Raw genomic sequence first — 18,430 nt, forward strand, 5'->3', positions numbered from 1 at the left:
ACGGGGTGGGTTCCACATGGAACCCACCCCCTTTTTGCTCAGACAAAGTCGACTATGCAGATTGGTCTGGCTTGTCCTCGCCCTTGACCTTCTCTACGGTTTCACCGATCTTTTCCTGCGCATCGGCAGCAAATTCTTTCACGTTCTCCGAAGCGTCGGCCGCGAATTCCTTCACATTTTCGGACGCGTCAGCAGCGAACTCTTTAACGTTCTCCGAAGCGTCGCCGGCAAATTCCTTGACGTTCTCGACTGCTTCGCCCAGCTTCTTCTTTGCATTATCCAAGAAACCCATGGGTTCTCCTTTTGGTTCGAAACCTGAAAGTGACTACTGAAGGCTTACAGCCCCAACTAAAACTTACGTCAGTTGGAAATTTGCTCACCGTGGAGGCTAAATTATTTCTTTTTCTTCGCCAGCTTCGCCGAGCGACGACCAAAGATCAGTGCTACTGCGATACCTGCAAGCCAAGCATCCTTGGCTAGAGCGGTGCCATCACTTGTCGGGCGAATACCATCAGATTCGGTCATTCCCGGGGTGCGCAAGTAGGAAGCAAGCAGTACGCCTGAGAATGCTCCGAGGCCAAGACCTGCAAGTCGCGAAGGAATGATAGGTAGGAGCAGAGCGCTACCCAGTGCAATTTCGGAGACCGAAACCGCCTTGCCGAAGGCTGCCGGTTCCAGCTGCCCCAACTGCGGCACGCCATTGGAGGCCAGCTGCTGCAGTCCGGCGGCGCTAGCTTCGTCAATGCGAAGCTTGTTGATTCCGCTGTTGAGAATGAATGCGCCACTGACCAAACGTAGTGCGGCGTTTGCGATAGAGATTCCCATGGGCCCTCACTTCTCTTCTAAGTAGATTTACTGCGGCACTCGCAATTATGAGTTGCCTTGAACCTCAGCGTAGTCATCCCGGGGAATGATCACAATCATTTAGTCCCGTGAGCCGGAGTCAATTAGCCGAAACATGCTAAATTCAAGAATCATGATCTCTTCCTCCGCCGTACCTTCAGCCGCTCTGGACCTTTTGATTACCCAGGGGTTCGACACCACCAGCGTCGATGAGTTGGCTGCCACCGCCGGGATGTCACGGTCCACCTTCTTCCGCCGTTTTGGTTCCAAAGAAAACATGGTGTTTGCCGATCAGGAAATGATCATCACTCATGTGAAAACGACACTTGCTGCTTCTTCTGTCAGTGCCACACAAACGCTTATCGACGCGGCGCACGTGGTCTTTGACCAGTACACGATGAACCCCGAGGCGGCCCAGTTACGTCACCGTCTACTTTCCTCGGTGCCTTCGCTGCGCGAACGTGAGCTGGTTTCCACTCACCGTTATGAACGTGCTTTTTATGATTTCCTCTCCGCCAGAGAACTAACCAATACCGCTCCGCACCGTGCATTGAGTCTGGGAATCAGCGCAGGGTTGGTCGCCATCCACAATGACCATCTGCGCCTATGGTTGCGCGACCCCTCCGCCACGGATCGGGAGCATTTGGCTGCAGACGTGTCGTTATTTTTGGACCGTTTCGCAGATTTACTGGATCCCAACCACGCCCCCAAGGCAAAGTCCTCCAAAGCGCCGCGTGTGGTGGTTTCCGTTCTTGACGCAGAAGATGACGAACAAGCGGTACTTGATGCCGTATCAAAGGCACTGCGCGAACACCGAGACTGACACTTAGTTTCTTGACATGACATTGAGTTCCATTAGGCTGGGTATAGAACAGTTTTCCTTCTCTGCCTAGGAGCACACGAAATGACCCAGCAGCACACCGAATTTGAGTTTCCCACCGGCGTTGTGGAACCCGAATACGATCTATGGGCCGACGGGGTAGATATTGACCCCACCGGAGTGCTTGCCGAAGTCGACCCGGTAGATGCCGCGTGGCGTCACAAGGCCCGCACCTTCATCCTGGATGAAGTCAAAGATGACATCCACGAATACTGGGACAAGGCAGACTACCCACTTCACCTGATTAAAAAACTCGGTGACGCCGGACTACTCCGTGACGGGTTGGACTTTACCGGCCATGAACCCATGAGTCCGATGGCCGCTGGATTAGTCAACATGGAGTTGGCACGCGGTGACGGCTCGGTAGCTACCATCGTTGGCGTTCAGGGAGGCTTGGCTCTTCGCTCGGTCATGTTCTGCGGTAGTGCGCAACAGAAGACCAAATACGGTGTTCCGATGCTTGCAGGCGAACTCGCCGGCTCCTTCGCACTGACCGAGCCGACTCACGGTTCGGACTCAGTAGGTCTAGAAACCCGCGCCCATAAGGTCGACGGTGGCTATGTCATCAACGGCGAAAAGAAGTGGATTGGCAACGGTTCCATTGGCGGTATCACCGTCACTTGGGCACGTGATGACGACGGTAAAGTGCGTGGTTTCTTGGTTGATCAGGAATCCGCTGGCTACACCGCAACCACCATCAAAAATAAGCTTTCCTTGCGTGCCATCTGGCAGGCTCATATCCGCATGGAGAACGTCTTTGTTCCAGATGAAGATGTGCTCCCGGACTCCCATAGCTTCAAAGACACCGCACGAGTACTTTTTGCCACCCGCTTGGGTGTCGCCTGGTCTGCGGTAGGCCACGCCACCGCATGCTACGAATCAGCGGTGCTCTACGCCAAGGCTCGCACACAGTTTGGCCGCCCACTGGCAGCAAGCCAGATAGTGCAGGAACGTCTGGCACGGATGCAGTCCGAACTGGCCACCATTCAGCTACTTGCGGTGCAGTCCACCAAGCGTGAGGCACGTGGAGAACTCACCGGCCCGCAGGCTTCCCTGGCTAAATACACTGCAACGCGCACCGCACGCCAGATCGCTTCGAATGCCCGTGATCTCCTCGGCGGAAACGGGATCCTGACCAATAATCGAGTAGCCCGGCACTTTGCCGATATTGAAGCCATCCACACCTATGAAGGTACCGAAACCGTTCAGGCGCTACTGATGGGCCGCAACATTACCGGCATCTCAGCCTTCGCCTAACCCAACAATTTGATACAAATAATGCCGTGGCTTAGGCACCATATTATTGGTGCCTAAGCCACGGTTTTACTTTCCTAGCCTTTACTTTCCCGGCGTAGCCTATTATTCGTGTATGCGGTGGCTTGATGCTCCCACGGGTCTTCTGGCCAGGGATGTCTCGGGTACTTTCCGCGCATTTCCGAACGCACCTGTGCGTAAGGACCGTTGAAGAAACTTACTAAGTCCTCGGTGACCGCCAGTGGGCTGCCCTTGGGTGAAAGCAAGTGGAACTGTACCGGCAGTTTCTCCCTCACTAATCGTGGAGAATCTTTCAGTCCAAAGCACTCCTGCAATTTCACCGCCACCACTGCCGGACCGGTTGAATCCACCGGCGGGTACTCGATTCGAATCCGTGACCCCGAGGGCACTTGTAGTCGTTCGGGAACTAAGGAATCAAATTCATGAGCATGCTCCCACGGCAAGAGCGTTCGCAACGCTCCTACCAGATCTATCTTTGATGCAGGTTTCCCGGAGGCCAAATGCTCCAAGCCTGCCGACAGCCAGTTTGACGCGCCGTCTATTAAACTCGCCTCATCCACCGGGACAAATGGTGCCCCCAAAAGCCGGTACGCCACACCCATTCGGCGGCGTAGATTTTCAAAGGCTTGTTGTTCACCAAAAAGCGCTAACGATTGCTCGCGAAGCGCCGTTGCGGCAGCCTTGCGCCCGAGTTCCTTCGTGGCCTTAATCGGGTGCGAGGCGAGCTCGATGGCGCCCAATGACTCAACCTTGCGGGCCGAAATCTTCCCATCCACCATCGTTGCGCTTTCGCTGACTTGATGAAGCTGGCTGAGCAAACTAAGCACCTGCTCTAGTTCAATACCCACCGCTCGGCGAATCATTGCACCGGTACTTGTTGAAGCACGAGTCACCTCGGTAATCGCTAAAAACTCATAATGCGCCAGGTGGCTACCGCGCGGCAAGGAAGCGCGCGTCCCTGATGCCAGCAGGTAGTCATGATCTTGGACCTTGTGCGCCACCCACTGCGGATAGGCCAAGGCGCAGACACCGGCCAGAGCCATGGACGCATCTTGACTCCGCGCATTCCCGGTAAGTTTTTCAAGTCTTTTGGTCTCTTGTTCCCAGGCTCGGTGACCAGGATGTGTGGGGCGCCGAATTGCCTGAAGCAATTCATCCAGATCAGCGTTGGCGATTCGTTCCGAGCTGGCTAGCAGGGCTACCGCTTCCGCGGTGGGACGTGAACCGAAATGTTCGGCGCCTTCTAGCAGTGCACGTGCCGTCCTCGGATCTGCCGGAATTTTCACCATGCGCTCGCCCAATGCGGTGATTTTTCCTTCACTATCTACCGCTTCCAGTGCGCGCAACACCTCTTCGTCGGTGTGCAGCGTCTTAGCCGGCGGCTCTTCCCAGAGCCGGAGCCCCGCTCCTCGCGGTGCGCCCCAAGCAGCCAGCGAAAGCGCGGCCTGAACCAGATCTCCGGTACGTATTTCTGGGGCAGAACTGGCTGGCGCCGCCGCAAAGGCTTTGGCATCCAAGGTGCGCACCACCGTTCCAGGCCCTAGTCGTCCTGCACGGCCGGCTCGCTGAGTGGCTGACGCTCGGCTTGCCACCACCGTGACCAGTCCAGCGATACCGCGCCCGGCGTCTCGGCGCGGTTCGCGCGCATAACCAGCGTCAACTACTAGACGTACCCGAGGCACGGTCAATGAGGACTCAGCAATCGAGGTGGACACGATAATTCGTGGTCCTTCGGTAACATCCGGTTCGGCGAGTATCTGGTCTTGAATCTTTGTGGGTACTTGAGAATGCAAGGCGAAGGCGGTCATTCCAGATGCTGCAATCTGGGAGCAGACACGGTCAACTTCGCGGGCGCCTGGAACAAAGACCAGGGTATCGATTACGGTTGTGGACCGTTGGTTCAGTAGTTTTGAATGTTTCACCGCCACCTGTGCGACATGGGATAGATACTCTGCGCTGATTCCACGTTCGGTGATCCGTTGCCTAGTGAAACTGTCAAAGAGTTCGGTCACCTCAAATTGTGCGGTGTTAGCTGTCAACAACCGCGCAGGTTCATCACGTGCCAGGAGCTCTGAAAGTTCTTTAGAATGCAGGGTCGCACTCATCACGATCAGGCTCAGATCATCTCGCAGCTCGCTGACCTGGTTCACCATGGCCAGTAAAAGGTCGGTATCGATGGATCGTTCGTGGACCTCATCAATGATCACCGCGCTGATTCCGGCTAAATCTGGATCAGCCAACAACCTGCGCAGCATCAGTCCGGCGGTCACAAATTCAACCTGGGTATTTGCCGAGCTTTGACGTTCACCACGGACCGCAAAACCTACCTTGTCCCCCAGCCTTGAACCATCCAGTTGCGCTAACCGACGTGCCGCGGCACGGGCCGCTACACGGCGTGGCTGAGTGACGATAATCTTGCCGGTGAGCCCTTGCGCAGCCAGTGCCACGGCCACGGTGGGTGGCACGATGGTGGTTTTACCCGAACCCGGTGGCGCCTGAATGACTAAGGGCCGACTCGGTTGAGTTTGCAACGCAACTTGTAGTTCTTGGCGACTTAGTCCGAAAGCCAAACCCGAGGCGATACGTTCAAGGTCAAAGGCTTGGAGATTCATAGGTGCTATACCGCCCAAAAAGCTTGAATCGCGCTAACCACCGGTTCAATGGGGAACAAGGTACTACCGTGAGTTCGGCCCGGAAGCGCAACCAGTCGAGCGTGTGGCAAAGCGCGGGCCATCAACTTATTTTGATCAAAGCGGGGCTGATCACGGGTACCAATCAATAACAGCGTGGGGGTGGTGATCTTCGAAAGCTGGCTCAGCTCTAGGTTCTGCACGGTTTCGGCTGCGTCGTAGTAAGCCGCCAAGGCCAAGGGGTCGTTGTTAAGGAAAGCTAATCGGGTGGCTGGGTCTAGCCTGCCGCGGGTTTCTTGTCCGGTGACAAAACCTTCGATATCTCCTTGACGCAATACTTCTAAGTAACCGGGGAAGAACAGTTTGCCAATCTCCCCGTCGGTAATCTCATAGGTTCCCCCGAGCATCGTGAGGCTCAGGACCCGATCAGGACGGTCCATGGCGACGTGCAATCCACTACGCGCGCCGAAAGAGTAACCAATAATGTGTGCTGCCGGAAGGCCAAGATTATCTAGTACGGCATATATATCACTGGCAATTTTGTCCATCGTGTAATCGGAGCTTTGATGAGACTTCATTGATTTGCCATGCCCGCGAAGGTCCATGCGAATGGTGCGGTGCTTGGCGCCTAAGGCTTTGGTATATCCCAGCCCGCGCCAGATAGAACGTGAGAGCGCCGATCCGTGGAGGAAAAGAATTGGCTCACCGACAGCTTGGTCGTCATCAAAGAAGATTTCGGCACCATCTGCGGGGTTATTAATCATCGGCATACCTCCGATTAAATCCCCTTGTGTCTCACCGAGCAATTCGCAGGGCACCAGCCTGGTGTGCATTACCCGCTTTCTATCGACTTTGGTCATAAAAAGGATGACACTAAAAGTATGAGGTCGATGGCTTAATACCGCGACACAGAGACATGCGAGGGAAGGAGCATCATGCGCAACGGTCAAGAGGACGAGCTTGGAGTCGAGACTCAGGAACAGGCCAAGGCACACGTGAAGCACGATCATGAAGAAGAGTTAGTGGAGGAATGGGAGGACGAATCATTCCCGGCCTCTGATCCACCCTCGAATTACTAATCCAAACGAACTGAGGATTCGTTTACCTCACGCTCAGGTATTGATAAGAATGCCGTCCTAGAGTGGTGATTACCTTCTCAAGGTGCGAGTGATTTATAAGAATCGATCTGCGCGGGCTTTACCTCCTTGACCCCCGCAGATCGATTCTTTTTTTAAGCTTCTTCGTTACTTCTTTTTCGTGAACTCAATCGTCGTGGCGCTGCTCGCGACCACATCCAACTGGAGTTTGCCGGTCGCATTCTTCGTCACGCCACTGCCTTTGGCGGCAAACGGGGCCTCCGCTCGCAACTGGGTCTTCTCGACAGCTCCGTTTCCAGGTGCATAAATCTGTGCTGCCCCGGTGGCTCGATATCCTTTAGGCAAGTTAACCGTCAGCGGGTTTTTCGACTTTTTGGCTGCATCGTTTTTATTGATCACGGTCACCTGAACATTGCCGTTTTCAGCCTTAACAGCATAGGCCGTAATGTTTTTGTCCCCCGAAATTTTCGTAGACATGAACTGGCTACCAATACTCAAGCTGGCTAAGCGCATAGCTAGGTAATTGGGCTGGGCGAGCACTTGGCCTTCACCCTTGCTACCGGTTCCGTCCGCGGAACAGACCACCGACATCGGCGCTCCACCTCGGCAGGCACCAAGCATGGAATGCATGTTCATCCGCTCCACCCCAAGACGCGCTGATGCAAAAATATGGTCAATGGTCCACAACGCGGTGGCGTGAGTTCGAGAGGTATTATTCGTCCCCGGGCAGCTCGTTGACCCGGTTTCTTCGACCCACAGCGGAACCTTCTTTTTATTGGCCTTGGCTAATCCAATTCCTAGCATTTTCGTGGCACTCTTACTCACCACAGGTTCTAGTAAGTTCTGCCATTCGGGTCCGCGCCCGGGCACCTTATCCGAGGAGCATTCATAGATAGCATAATAGTGCTGGGTTAACGCCGTAGTGTTAGGTAGTTTCGCATTCAAAAACGCGCTCATCCACGAGCCGTCAAAGACGCCGGGACCAACAATTGGAACCTTCTTACCGGTGGCCTCGTCGATGGCTTTGACGTACGCCCGCACCTGAGTGACGTACTTCTTTTCATTCCATTGCGAAGGTTTGCGCACCTGCAGCCCAGGACGCGCATCATTGGTATACCCATTGGGTTCATTGCCGATAGAGATTCCAATCAGGTGATCCCCGAAAGTCTTCACAGCATATTTGGCCATATCGGCCCCGCGCTTCGGATCATAATGGCCCAGCGGAATACCGATGGTGACCTTAGAGTCGAGCTTCTTGACCGTTTTCATCACGCGTTCGAGATCTTGGGGAGTGACCAAGGTTTTACCCTTTGGCGCTTTTTCTCCCGTTGAAGTCCAGAAGGTTTCGCGGTCCAAGACGTTTCCGCCAAAACGTAAACCAGGATGCCCCAACCCTGCGAGCATCTCGTCGAGGTTACCGACTTCTGGGTCCCAACGCGGGTCGCTAAGCTCGGTAGCCTCAAAGGACACTCCGATGTTGTCATCGCTCAGGCTAGTACCGAGGTTTGAGGATCCGACATTTAAGGTAGTTGCCTTGCCTGCGGGTTTGTTATTAAAGTCTTGGACAAAGTCCGGCAGCGGCTCTGGGGTCGGTGGTGCCGGCGTCGCGGAATTTGAGGCCTGTGGCTCTTGCGTCGTTGGGCCCGAAGAGCAACCGGCTAACAGTCCGCAGATCAAGAGCGCGGCAAGGGATTTTGTCGCTTTGGAAATCACTTCGGTCCTCACAGTTATTTGCATGCTGTCCAAACTTCACTCTATCGCGAGCCTAGAGATTCTCTGCTGACATGAATTATCGCGAGTCTGGTTCCGCGAAGACGATGCTCTAGTGTTATTCAACAGATCAATGCTCTTGCGTGAGTTCTGCCATAGAGTTGTTTTAAGCAACAAAGACTCATTCTATGGAGAGGCACCACATGGAGTACGAACTTGTCAGCCCGCGTCCCGACAGTAACCGTCCGTACGTCGCAGCAGAAAACCGTTACGAGAATTTCGGCTACCGTCGAGTCGGAGATTCGGGCTTAGTTTTGCCTCCTCTCTCGCTGGGCCTGTGGTGGAATTTCGGTGACAACCGCGCATTTGATACCCAACGTGAAGTCTTGCGTCACGCTTTTGACCACGGCATCAACCACTTCGACCTAGCTAATAACTATGGTCCGCCAGCTGGTTCGGCTGAAGAGAACTTCGGTCGAATGATGCGCAAGGACTTCATGCCTTACCGTAATGAGTTGGTCATCTCTTCGAAGGCCGGCTACGACATGTGGGCCGGACCATTCGGTAGTTTCGGGTCACGCAAATACTTGCTGGCCTCCGCAGAAGCATCCTTGCAGGCAATGAACTTGGACTACGTGGATATCTTCTATTCGCATCGTTATGACCCGAAGACTCCCCTAGAAGAAACCATTGGTGCGTTAGATACCTTGGTCCGTCAGGGCAAGGCCATCTATGTCGGTATTTCCTCCTACTCGGCCGAACGCACCGCGCAGGCCAAGGCCATCGCAGACGAGCTAGGAACCCCACTGGTCATCCACCAGCCTTCCTACAACATCTTGAACCCATGGGTAGAGCACGGTCTATTGGCCACCTTGCAGAAGGAAGACATGGGAGCTATCGCCTTTACTCCTTTGGCTCAAGGTCTGCTAACCGACAAGTACCTCAACGGCACCGATGTGCAGCGCCAGGGTGGACGACGCTCCTTGGACGCACAGCTGACCGAAGAGAACTTGGACAAGATCCAAAAGCTCAACGACATTGCACTTCGTCGCGGCCAGTCTTTGGCACAGATGTCCTTGGCTTGGTTGCTCCGCGAGGGTGCGGCCACCTCGGTGCTCATCGGCGCTTCCTCAACCAAGCAGCTGGACGAAAACCTCGGCGCACTAAAGAACGTTGAATTCACCGAGACCGAGCTCAACGAAATTGCTTCGATCGCTCAAGGCGATGCCGGAATTGATTGGTGGAAGACCTCGGCAATCAGCTAGTTTCTTCCTAGTTTTCAAACACCCGTGCGACGTATTCTCAAGCGTCGTACGGGTGTTTTGCATTCGGGCGCAAATGAGAGACATTCACGAGGAATCCGTCTTGAATCCCAGACGATTCAACGGATCTGAGTGTGGCCGATTTGCTGAACTGAGGATATGCTCGAATTAGACGCGCCGTGAAGTGATTCACATTCATTTTATGGACGGGATGGGTATCGTGGAATCCACAAGCCCACACAGACCTCAGCACAGACTAGACAGGAGCATCATGAGCGCCCCGACCTACAAGGTACTAAACCCGGCAACCGGCAAGATCGTTGAAGAATTCCCGACAGCCACCGACGCACAGGTCGAGCAGGCACTCGCCTCCGCACAATCTGGCTACGAGTCGTGGCAAAACGTCGACATCAACGAGCGTGCCAAGATCGTCAGCAAGGTCGCTCAGCTCTTCGCCGACAAGGCCGATGAACTAGGCAAAATCATGACTCTGGAAATGGGCAAGCCACTTTCCGAGGCCGTGGGCGAAGCAGAATATTGCAAAGACATCTTTGAATACTTCGCCACCGAAGGGCCCACCCTGGCGGCAGATCAGGAAATCAAGTCCTTCTCCGGTGGCAAGGCAGTCGTCCAGCGCCGCCCGGTAGGCCCGCTGCTTGGCATCATGCCGTGGAATTTCCCGCTGTACCAGGTTGCTCGCTTTGCCGCGCCAAACCTCATGCTGGGCAACACCATTGTGCTCAAGCATGCAGAGTCCTGCCCACGCTCGGCTCTAGCAATCCAAGAAATCATGAATGAGGCAGGGGTTCCTGCGGGCGTGTACAACAACGTTTTCGCCACCCATGATCAAATCTCCACCATCATTGCTGATTCACGGATCCAGGGTGTTTCCCTGACCGGTTCCGAACGCGCTGGCGCGATCATTGGCGAACAGGCCGGACGTAATCTGAAGAAGGCAGTACTTGAACTTGGCGGTTCGGATCCATTTGTTGTTCTTGATTCAAATGACGTGGCTGGCATCGCCGAGACCGCGTGGGGCTTCCGTATCGACAACACCGGTCAGGCGTGCAATTCTAATAAGCGCATGATCATCATGGAAGATATTTTTGATGACTTTGTTACCGAGCTAACCAAGCATGCCGACGGGCTGACACCCGGTGATCCAATGGCAGAAGTCGACGGCACGTTCGCACCGATGTCCTCGCGTAAGGCTGCCGAAGATCTGCACGCACAGGTACAGGATGCGGTGTCCAAGGGCGCCACACTTCATACCGGTGGTGTACTGCAAGATGGTCCTGCGGCCTACTACTCCCCTGCCGTGCTCAGCGGTGTCACCAAGGACATGCGCGCTTACTACGAAGAGCTGTTCGGCCCAGTCGCCGTGGTGTACAAGGTCACCAGCGACGAGCAGGCACTGGAACTTGCCAATGACACCATCTACGGTCTGGGCGGTTCGGTGCACTCCACCGATGAAGCTCGTGCCGCCAAGGTTGCTATGGGCCTGCAGTCGGGTATGGCGAACGTTAACTCGCCAGCAGCCGAGGGCGCCGAAATGCCGTTCGGTGGCGTGAAGCGCTCCGGCTTCGGCCGTGAGCTTGGCCCGTTGGGCATGGAAGAATTCGTGAACAAGCGTCTGTTCTACATCGGCGAGTAGCAACAGATAAGCAGGGGGCCGAACCAGTTTCGTGAACTGATTCGGCCCCTCTTCTTGTGCTTTAAACTCGCGAGCCCTCCAACGTTGCATCTTTTAGCCGGCTACCAGCTATTCGCCCGACCAGTTGACGGCTGGGAAGCGACGTCACGAATTGTGCGGCGTTCAAGCAAGCAGGCCATTGTGCGCAACTTGAGCGAACGCGATCGCAGCTTGGTGCGCCTGGTCGCTGCTGGACTGACCAATGTACAGATCTCGCGAATTTCTCACATCTCGGAAGGTTCTATGAAGCTTCATCTGGCGCGCATCTTGGAACAGCTCAATGTCACCAATCGTGTGCAGCTGGCGGTTATTGCCACCGAATCAGGTTTGGTTTCCCTCGCTGACTTGCAGATTGTCAGCTAGAATTCTGCGCTGGCTAGTAAACGGTTCGTAGCTGAGTAGCTGGAATCCACATCTCTCCACCATCACGTTCAATCTGTCGCCACGCGCCTTGACGCGCCACAATAATCACCGCGGTATCGGACTGCAAAATGCGCGCTAATGCGTGGTGATCCCCAGGACCACGACGTGCGTTGAGTCGGATGGTGGTTAATGCACGCTGATTGGGTACAGCAATCAACCCACCCTTAGCAGGACGTGAGGGCAGAGTCTGCAGATACATGCTCGGTACCCAGCCCAACAGCTGTCCGAATTGTACTTGTGACCACAACCCTTGCTGCAGAACCATGCGGACCTTACTCGCCTGCTCAATAACCTTGAGCACTGGATAGCCGGTGCCGCTACCTTTGCGAAGGTTCAGTGTAGCCGTGGTGACATGGGTGGCTTCGATTAACGAATAACGCGACAGCACTCGAGGACTATGCTCATCTTCGCTCTGACCTTCAATTTTTTCGTCAAAGGCTGACGGAATCGGCTCTAGGTAAATATTTGGTAGCCAGCCATAGATGCGGTGAACGTATACGTGAGCCCAGGATCCTCGCACTTCGACGAGTGCAATTTCAGTTCCGGTGCTCAGATTGCTCTGAACAAGGTAGTGTCGCCCGGCACCCTTACGTAGTTTCAGCTCTGCCGTCGTGCGGTGCGTATGCGTCGGTGACGACGTCCGAGCCGAAGGATGCGGATAACCCAATTGGTTCACAACCACCTCGATATAGAAAAACTTAAGGAACCAGCAAGTAGCTGATTCCCTAAGTTTATTTCATGTTTGAAGAGTTTTTCTCTTCTTGTGGTTTTATTCGCCTGCCGACTGGCGTGTTCCTAGCTCACGGTCCAGTCGCAGGATGCCGCTTCCGTCATCTCCGACAAGCTTCAGGCGGTCCAGAATCTCGGATACGGTGGCCTCTTCTTCGACCTGTTCCTCGATAAACCAGTTCAGCATCGGGATTGAATCGATGTCACCCTCGGTCTGTGCCAGTCGGTACAGTTCACGGATTGCTTCCGAAACTTTCCGTTCGTGTGCCAAAGACACTGCGAAGGCGTCAGCAACGGTTTTGACGTTCATCTGTGGTGCTGGCTGCTCACCGATGGTTGGGTGTGCGTCACGGTCAGTCATATGAGTCATGAACTTTTCCGCGTGCACGATTTCTTCGGCTGCCTGTGCACGGAACCAGCCGGCAATGCCGGAAAGGCTCATGACATCCATCTCCACTGCCAGCTGACGGTAAACGGTCGCAGCGGTCAATTCGAGAGTTAACTGAGTGTTGAAGGCTTCTGCAAGTTTTCCTGTAAGTTCCATGACTAAAGACTACGACTCATTTTCCTACTTGTCATCGAAGTTCGGACACACTAATTAGCAGAGTAATTAGCGAACACTTTTGAGTTGACCAGTAGTTAATTGAGCCGATGCTAACCAAGGTTAGGGCAACCGAACAGATCTTCTGGGCTTACTTTCCCAACCCCGCACGTCGCAACGCTTCAGCCATCGCGGTGTTTCCGCTCGGCGCCGGCGCTGCCTGGCGTCCGGCCTTTGGGGCGCGGTCCCCACGAGTCTTCACTCCAGCATTGGGCCGTTGTCCGGTACGAGCTTTTGGCTGCTCCGAGACAGTTTTCTCTCCGGGCAATTCGTCATCCAAACGCAGGGTCAAAGAAATTCGCTTACGCGCAGCATCAACCTCAAGGACCTTGACCTTAACTATCTGCCCCGAGCTGACCACTTCGCGCGGATCCGAAATGAACTTAGTGCTCATTGCCGAGACATGGATCAGTCCGTCCTGGTGCACACCCAAATCAACAAAGGCACCGAAGGCCGCGACATTGGAGACTGTACCTTCCATGATCATCCCAGGCAGCACATCGGAAAGCTTCTCCACACCTTCACGCAACGCGGCGGTCACAAATTCGCCGCGCGGGTCACGAGCGGGACGGCGTAGTTCTGCAATCACATCGCGGATGGTCGGTTCACCGAATTGTTCGGTGGTAAATTCCGCTGGATCTAATTCTTCTAACCGTCTCCCACGGCTCTCTGCCGCCTGTTGCAAACTCTTGGCCAGCGCATATGCCTCCGGGTGAACCGAGGACGCATCGAGTTTTTCCTTACCCCCGGTGATGCGCAAGAACCCGGCACACTGCTCATAGGCTTTGGCGCCCAAGCGCGGAACCTTCAGCAGCTCGCGGCGTGTAGCAAAAGCACCGTTAGCATTACGGTGGTCCACAATGTTTCTGCTCAATAGTGGGCCTACACCGGCCACACGTGAAAGCAGTGCCGGGGAAGCGGTGTTAACATCAACACCCACCGCGTTCACACAGTCTTCAACCACCGCATCCAGTGCCCGGTCAAGCTTTGTGGCACTCACATCGTGCTGGTACTGACCCACTCCAATGGATTTTGGATCAATTTTCACTAGCTCTGCGAGAGGGTCTTGTAGGCGGCGGGCGATAGATACTGCTCCGCGGATTGAGACATCTAGATCTGGCAATTCTTGGCTAGCAAGTTCGGAAGCCGAGTACACCGAGGCACCTGCCTCGGAAACGATGACCTTGGAGAGCTCTTTACCGCCCAGGGCCTTGATCACTTCTGCCGCCAAACGGTCGGTTTCACGACCGGCGGTGCCATTACCCACGGCAATCAGCGAGGTGCCATGTTTCTGCGCCAGCTGGGTGAGCGTCTTAACCGATTCGTCCCATTTGTTCGCAGGTGCATGCGGGTAGATTGTGGCAATGTCCACGACCTTGCCGGTCAGGTCCACCACTGCCACCTTCACCCCGGTACGCAGTCCCGGGTCAAGACCCAGAACTGCCTTGTTTCCGGCCGGCGCAGCCAACAGGACATCGCGAAGATTAGCAGCAAAGATCTTGACCGATTCATCCTCGGCAGCTTCAAAGAGGCGAGCCCGAAGATCTGATTCAAAACGGGTTAGTAAACGGGCTTTCCAAGCTAGACGTACGGTCTGCTGTAGCCAGCTTGCTGCCGGCGCATCACCACCGGTGCTGATGCCCAAGGACGCGGCGATAGCGTTCTCGTACCCGGCACGAGCTTGCGCTAAGGCTTGGTCATCACGTGGGTCAGCCTCGGCAAACTGCAGCTTCAGCACCCCATCACGTTCACCACGTAGTAGCGCGAGCACCCGGTGTGAGGGCAACGAATCAAGCGTCGCCACATAGTCCAAGTAGTCCTTGTACTTTCCTTGAGCCTCCGCGGTCGCAGTAGCTGCGGGGCTGGCACCGACCCGGCCGGTTTTCCACAGTCGCTCACGCAACTCTGATGCCAGCACGATATCTTGCGAGACTCGTTCGGTCACAATTGAGCGCGCACCGGAGAGCGCATCTAGCTCGGTAGCAAAACCAGCCTCGGCGTTCAGGTACTCCCCCGCCGCAACCTGCGGATCGGTGTTGGGGTTGGCTAAGAGCAGATCCGCCAGGGGTTCCAGACCCGCTTCTCGCGCAATCTGAGCCTTGGTGCGACGCTTCGATTTGAATGGAAGATAGATGTCTTCCAATTCGGCCTTGGTCACCGCAGCGGTAATGGCTGAATCGAGTTCGTCGGTGAGTTTTCCGACCTCGGTAATTGCTTCGCGGACGGTCACGCGGCGTTCTTCGAGTTCACGCAGGTAGCGCAGTCGCTCTTCGAGAAGACGCAGTTGGGTATCGGAGAGCATTCCCGTGATTTCTTTACGGTATCTGGCGATGAAGGGAACGGTGGATCCGGAGTCCAAAAGTTCAACGGCGGCTTTGACCTGCCAGATAGCTACTTTGCTGTCGCCAGATAGTTCGATGGCCAGCTGTTCAAGGATTCTCTGCTCTGTGCTACTCACCGAACCATTGTGCCTCACACGGCTTATTCTTCAGATGATCGACTCGGTTGACACCCAGCTGATCCTAAAACTTGGACGTTAGACTTAGTGACTATGGGGAGTGTAACTATTCGAAAAACTGCTGCGATACTTGCCGTATCGTCGCTCGCCGTGTTGACCGCAGGTTGTTCCGTTTTAGAGGACACCGCGTCGTCAGCCGCCACACAGCTAACCGATGCTGCCGCGAAGGAAATGGTGCGCCAAGCGTGCGCTCCAATTCAGGACGGGACCATTGACGCCGGAGAGTTACGTGTACTTGGTTCCATCATTACTTCGGTCGAGGGTGGTGGCTTGCCACAATCCATGATTGATATTCTCAACGAGCTAGCGAACGCCGGGGATCATGCCCCGCGTGCACTGCAGGATCGGCTAGTTAATGCCTGCGAGGATTCCAACGCGGCAGGTAACTAACCCTGCGGTGATCTAGACTTTTGAATCATGGTCGAAATTCCCACTCACGGTAAGGTCCGTCTCGATGCGTGGCTTCGGGCCGTGCGTATCTATAAAACGCGTTCGGCCGCAACGACTGCCTGCCGTGCTGGACATGTTCGGCTTAACGGGGATCCGGTCAAAGCCTCCCAAATTGTTGTTCCTGGGGATCGCATCCGTGTACGCAAAGACGGTTGGGACCGGGAGTTGGAAGTCACCGGGCTCATTTCCAAACGTGTCGGTGCCCCGGTAGCGGTTAAATGCTATCTAGACCATACTCCGCCGCGTGAAAAGGTAGTCGTCCCGCAAGTTCCCATACGGGACAGAGGAGCCGGACGCCCCACCAAGAAGGACCGCCGCGAAATGGATCGCCTGCGCTCCTCTTGGTTGGACACCGAGGACTAACTCAGCGTAATGTCGGGAACATCCGTCTCAAATTCGAAGATTTGCGCGTAGAAAGCCAATGAACTTTCCAATGCCTTGATGATGTTTACCGACTGACGGAAGCCGTGCTGCTCGCCAGCAAACAGGATGTAAGCGTGTGGGATTCCACGTTTTGCTAACGCGTCGGCGACCACTTGTGATTGTGCTGGCGGTACCACCTTGTCCTCGTCACCTTGCAAGAGCAACACCGGGCAGGAAATCTTCTCCACATGATTGATCGGAGCCCGCTTCTCGTAGAGGTCAGCCGCCTCCGGATACGGACCGACAAGCGAGAACATGTACTGGGACTCGAAGTCATGGGTATCTTGAACAAGTCCCACTAAATCCGAGACACCATAACGACTGATCCCAGCGGTAAACACGTCGGAGAATGTCAGAGCACACAGCACGGTCCACCCGCCAGCGCTCCCGCCTTCAATACCGATCCGCTGCGGATCTGCCAGTCCCCGGTTGATGAGCGCCTTGATTACCGTGACGGTATCGGCAACATCAACTACACCCCACGCGCCGCGTAGTCGATTACGGTAGTTACGTCCGTATCCGGTGGAGCCACCGTAGTTCACATCCACCACACCGATACCGCGTGACGTGTAGTAGGCAATGGAGGTGCTCAACGTAGCCACGGCCTGACTGGTAGGTCCACCATGAACGAAGGTTACATACGGTGGGAGTTCTCCCTCAAGCCCGGCGTAGCCAACTTGGCGAGGCTTGTAGAGCAGTGCGTGCACCGTCTGGCCTGCCTCATTAACACACTCAAATTCTTCGACCTCCGGAAGCATTTGCGGATCTGGGAGTTGCTCGATAGATCGGGTCACACAGCTGTGCTCTAGAGTTTCGATATTGATCAAGGAGATTTCTTCTCCATTGGTCAACGAAGACGTCCGGGCCAACAACCAGTTGCCGTCAAGATCCAGCGGGCGAACCCGGGCAAAAGGCAAATCTAGATCCTCTAATCCGCCGGTGGTGGTGTGAACCCGTGCGAGCTTAGTAGTTCCGGTTCCATAGGAGCAGAGCAATGTCTGTGGATTTTGGCTTAGGTACCATCCGGTACCTACCTGCCATAGCGGGCCGGCAAATTCTGCGGCACGGTCCACCAGCCGTACGGTACGTCCCGAGCTGAGCTGGTAGGTGTAAGGATTCCACCAACCAGAGGAGTCTGAGATAAATGCCAGCCGGTCATCATCAGCCCATTCGGGCTGCAGTACCGAAATTTCTGGGCCTCCGGCAATGACCGTGTCTTGCAAGAACCCCTGCGTGGAATATTCTGCGAGGTGAAGTTCTGTGCTGTCCCATGGCATATTCGGGTGTTCCCAGCTGATCCAGGTTAGCTGCTCACCGTTCGGGCTCAGCCGTGGCCCGGCAACAAAGCGCGCAGGAGAACTGAGCAGTCGAATCGCTGCGAGATCTTCGCTAGCACTGCCATCAAGAGGAATTTCCACGATATGACGAACAGGTTCACCGCGTAAATCTTCCATAATCGCCAAGACATGCCCTGCCGGACCGGGAACAAGTTCGGCGAAACGCAGCGTGGGGTCCGCGTCGACCATGCTCTGCGGGGTCAAGGCAATCGGAGTTTGGTCTGCTAACAGCTGCAAATATACTCGCTGATCACTGAAGTTCGCGAAGACTACTGCAGGAACATCCCCAGCTAACAGCAGCCAGCTAGCGCCGCCGTATTCGTGGACTCGCGAACGCACGTTATAGGGAGCATCAATGAGGGTTCGTCCCTCATCTTGGCTGTGACGGTCATACTCCACCAGGGTCATCCGACCGCCCTCGGAAGGCAGGCCTTCTTGCACAATGAGTTTGTCGCCGAAGAAACAGGCGGCACCCAAAGGTTTAGTGCCGGCGGCTACTTGCGTGGCTGAGATAGTTGACGGCCAGGATCCATGAGGCATGTGCTGAGGCATGTGTTAG

17 protein-coding genes are annotated in these 18,430 nt (G+C 55.1%); 8 read left to right on the plus strand and 9 right to left on the minus strand.

The features are described 5' to 3' along the window. Positions 1–52: 52 nt before the first annotated feature. Positions 53–292, minus strand: coding sequence for a hypothetical protein (locus tag CIK74_RS08840; protein ID WP_096255656.1), 240 nt, complete (start codon positions 290–292; stop codon positions 53–55). Between the two features lie 101 nt (positions 293–393). Continuing rightward, entirely contained in the window at positions 394–825 is a 432-nt protein-coding gene (locus CIK74_RS08845; protein WP_096255658.1) for a DoxX family membrane protein, read from the minus strand. Between the two features lie 151 nt (positions 826–976). On the opposite strand from CIK74_RS08845, the gene CIK74_RS08850 reads away from it, so the two are divergent. Next, positions 977–1,666 (plus strand): TetR family transcriptional regulator, encoded by a 690-nt coding sequence (locus tag CIK74_RS08850; RefSeq protein WP_170947811.1) that lies wholly within the window; start codon positions 977–979, stop codon positions 1,664–1,666. Positions 1,667–1,747: 81 nt separating this feature from the next. Beyond that, positions 1,748–2,980 carry an acyl-CoA dehydrogenase family protein gene (locus tag CIK74_RS08855; protein WP_096255660.1) on the plus strand — a complete coding sequence of 411 codons (1,233 nt, stop codon included), beginning with the start codon at positions 1,748–1,750 and terminating at the stop codon, positions 2,978–2,980. Positions 2,981–3,054: 74 nt separating this feature from the next. Here the strand turns inward: CIK74_RS08855 and hrpB are convergent, their stop codons facing one another. Then, a complete protein-coding gene (gene hrpB, locus CIK74_RS08860; RefSeq protein WP_096255662.1) occupies positions 3,055–5,610 on the minus strand; it encodes an ATP-dependent helicase HrpB in 2,556 nt (851 codons plus the stop codon). 5 nt (positions 5,611–5,615) lie between these two features. Next, positions 5,616–6,392: an alpha/beta hydrolase gene (locus CIK74_RS08865; RefSeq protein WP_096255829.1), complete on the minus strand. Its 777-nt coding sequence runs from the start codon at positions 6,390–6,392 to the stop codon at positions 5,616–5,618. A 171-nt stretch (positions 6,393–6,563) separates the two neighbouring features. Between CIK74_RS08865 and CIK74_RS18740 the strand changes: the two genes are divergently transcribed. Continuing rightward, positions 6,564–6,707 (plus strand): hypothetical protein, encoded by a 144-nt coding sequence (locus CIK74_RS18740; protein ID WP_170947803.1) that lies wholly within the window; start codon positions 6,564–6,566, stop codon positions 6,705–6,707. Between the two features lie 165 nt (positions 6,708–6,872). On the opposite strand, the gene CIK74_RS08870 is transcribed toward CIK74_RS18740, so the two are convergent. Then, positions 6,873–8,438, minus strand: coding sequence for a hypothetical protein (locus CIK74_RS08870; RefSeq protein ID WP_096255664.1), 1,566 nt, complete (start codon positions 8,436–8,438; stop codon positions 6,873–6,875). Between the two features lie 200 nt (positions 8,439–8,638). On the opposite strand from CIK74_RS08870, the gene CIK74_RS08875 reads away from it, so the two are divergent. The 3 genes from CIK74_RS08875 to CIK74_RS18745 all read left to right on the plus strand — a co-directional run bounded on the left by CIK74_RS08875 (position 8,639) and on the right by CIK74_RS18745 (position 11,753). Continuing rightward, positions 8,639–9,700, plus strand: coding sequence for an aldo/keto reductase (locus CIK74_RS08875; RefSeq protein WP_096255665.1), 1,062 nt, complete (start codon positions 8,639–8,641; stop codon positions 9,698–9,700). Between the two features lie 268 nt (positions 9,701–9,968). Then, positions 9,969–11,351: an NAD-dependent succinate-semialdehyde dehydrogenase gene (locus CIK74_RS08880; RefSeq protein WP_096255667.1), complete on the plus strand. Its 1,383-nt coding sequence runs from the start codon at positions 9,969–9,971 to the stop codon at positions 11,349–11,351. Between the two features lie 180 nt (positions 11,352–11,531). Beyond that, a complete protein-coding gene (locus CIK74_RS18745) occupies positions 11,532–11,753 on the plus strand; it encodes a helix-turn-helix transcriptional regulator (protein ID WP_170947812.1) in 222 nt (73 codons plus the stop codon). Positions 11,754–11,766: 13 nt separating this feature from the next. Here CIK74_RS18745 and CIK74_RS08890 read toward each other — a convergent pair whose 3' ends face one another. From CIK74_RS08890 to CIK74_RS08900, 3 genes are all read right to left on the minus strand, one after another. Then, a complete protein-coding gene (locus tag CIK74_RS08890; protein WP_096255670.1) occupies positions 11,767–12,489 on the minus strand; it encodes an SH3 domain-containing protein in 723 nt (240 codons plus the stop codon). A 93-nt stretch (positions 12,490–12,582) separates the two neighbouring features. Beyond that, a complete protein-coding gene (locus CIK74_RS08895; protein WP_096255672.1) occupies positions 12,583–13,086 on the minus strand; it encodes a ferritin in 504 nt (167 codons plus the stop codon). A 148-nt stretch (positions 13,087–13,234) separates the two neighbouring features. Continuing rightward, positions 13,235–15,580 carry a Tex family protein gene (locus tag CIK74_RS08900; protein ID WP_240520508.1) on the minus strand — a complete coding sequence of 782 codons (2,346 nt, stop codon included), beginning with the start codon at positions 15,578–15,580 and terminating at the stop codon, positions 13,235–13,237. 114 nt (positions 15,581–15,694) lie between these two features. Here CIK74_RS08900 and CIK74_RS08905 point away from each other — a divergent pair, with 114 nt between their 5' ends. Together CIK74_RS08905 and CIK74_RS08910 are read left to right on the plus strand one after the other, a co-directional pair. Continuing rightward, positions 15,695–16,051, plus strand: coding sequence for a hypothetical protein (locus CIK74_RS08905; protein WP_096255673.1), 357 nt, complete (start codon positions 15,695–15,697; stop codon positions 16,049–16,051). Positions 16,052–16,078: 27 nt separating this feature from the next. Then, entirely contained in the window at positions 16,079–16,474 is a 396-nt protein-coding gene (locus CIK74_RS08910; RefSeq protein WP_096255675.1) for an RNA-binding S4 domain-containing protein, read from the plus strand. Here CIK74_RS08910 and CIK74_RS08915 read toward each other — a convergent pair. After that, complete coding sequence (locus CIK74_RS08915; RefSeq protein ID WP_096255677.1) at positions 16,471–18,423, minus strand: prolyl oligopeptidase family serine peptidase; 1,953 nt, start codon at positions 18,421–18,423, stop codon at positions 16,471–16,473. The two genes, CIK74_RS08910 and CIK74_RS08915, sit on opposite strands and share 4 nt — an antisense overlap. Positions 18,424–18,430 lie beyond the last annotated feature (7 nt).

It is taken from the genome of Glutamicibacter sp. BW77 (assembly GCF_002332285.1).
GTDB lineage: Bacteria > Actinomycetota > Actinomycetes > Actinomycetales > Micrococcaceae > Glutamicibacter > Glutamicibacter bergerei.

Coding starts and splice junctions, on each gene's coding strand:
- CIK74_RS08840 (WP_096255656.1), bottom strand. CDS start 292: ATGGGTTTCTTGGATAATGCAAAGAAGAAGCTGGGCGAAGCAGTCGAG.
- CIK74_RS08845 (WP_096255658.1), bottom strand. CDS start 825: ATGGGAATCTCTATCGCAAACGCCGCACTACGTTTGGTCAGTGGCGCA.
- CIK74_RS08850 (WP_170947811.1), top strand. CDS start 977: ATGATCTCTTCCTCCGCCGTACCTTCAGCCGCTCTGGACCTTTTGATT.
- CIK74_RS08855 (WP_096255660.1), top strand. CDS start 1,748: ATGACCCAGCAGCACACCGAATTTGAGTTTCCCACCGGCGTTGTGGAA.
- hrpB (WP_096255662.1), bottom strand. CDS start 5,610: ATGAATCTCCAAGCCTTTGACCTTGAACGTATCGCCTCGGGTTTGGCT.
- CIK74_RS08865 (WP_096255829.1), bottom strand. CDS start 6,392: ATGATTAATAACCCCGCAGATGGTGCCGAAATCTTCTTTGATGACGAC.
- CIK74_RS18740 (WP_170947803.1), top strand. CDS start 6,564: ATGCGCAACGGTCAAGAGGACGAGCTTGGAGTCGAGACTCAGGAACAG.
- CIK74_RS08875 (WP_096255665.1), top strand. CDS start 8,639: ATGGAGTACGAACTTGTCAGCCCGCGTCCCGACAGTAACCGTCCGTAC.
- CIK74_RS08880 (WP_096255667.1), top strand. CDS start 9,969: ATGAGCGCCCCGACCTACAAGGTACTAAACCCGGCAACCGGCAAGATC.
- CIK74_RS08895 (WP_096255672.1), bottom strand. CDS start 13,086: ATGGAACTTACAGGAAAACTTGCAGAAGCCTTCAACACTCAGTTAACT.
- CIK74_RS08905 (WP_096255673.1), top strand. CDS start 15,695: ATGGGGAGTGTAACTATTCGAAAAACTGCTGCGATACTTGCCGTATCG.
- CIK74_RS08910 (WP_096255675.1), top strand. CDS start 16,079: ATGGTCGAAATTCCCACTCACGGTAAGGTCCGTCTCGATGCGTGGCTT.
- CIK74_RS08915 (WP_096255677.1), bottom strand. CDS start 18,423: ATGCCTCAGCACATGCCTCATGGATCCTGGCCGTCAACTATCTCAGCC.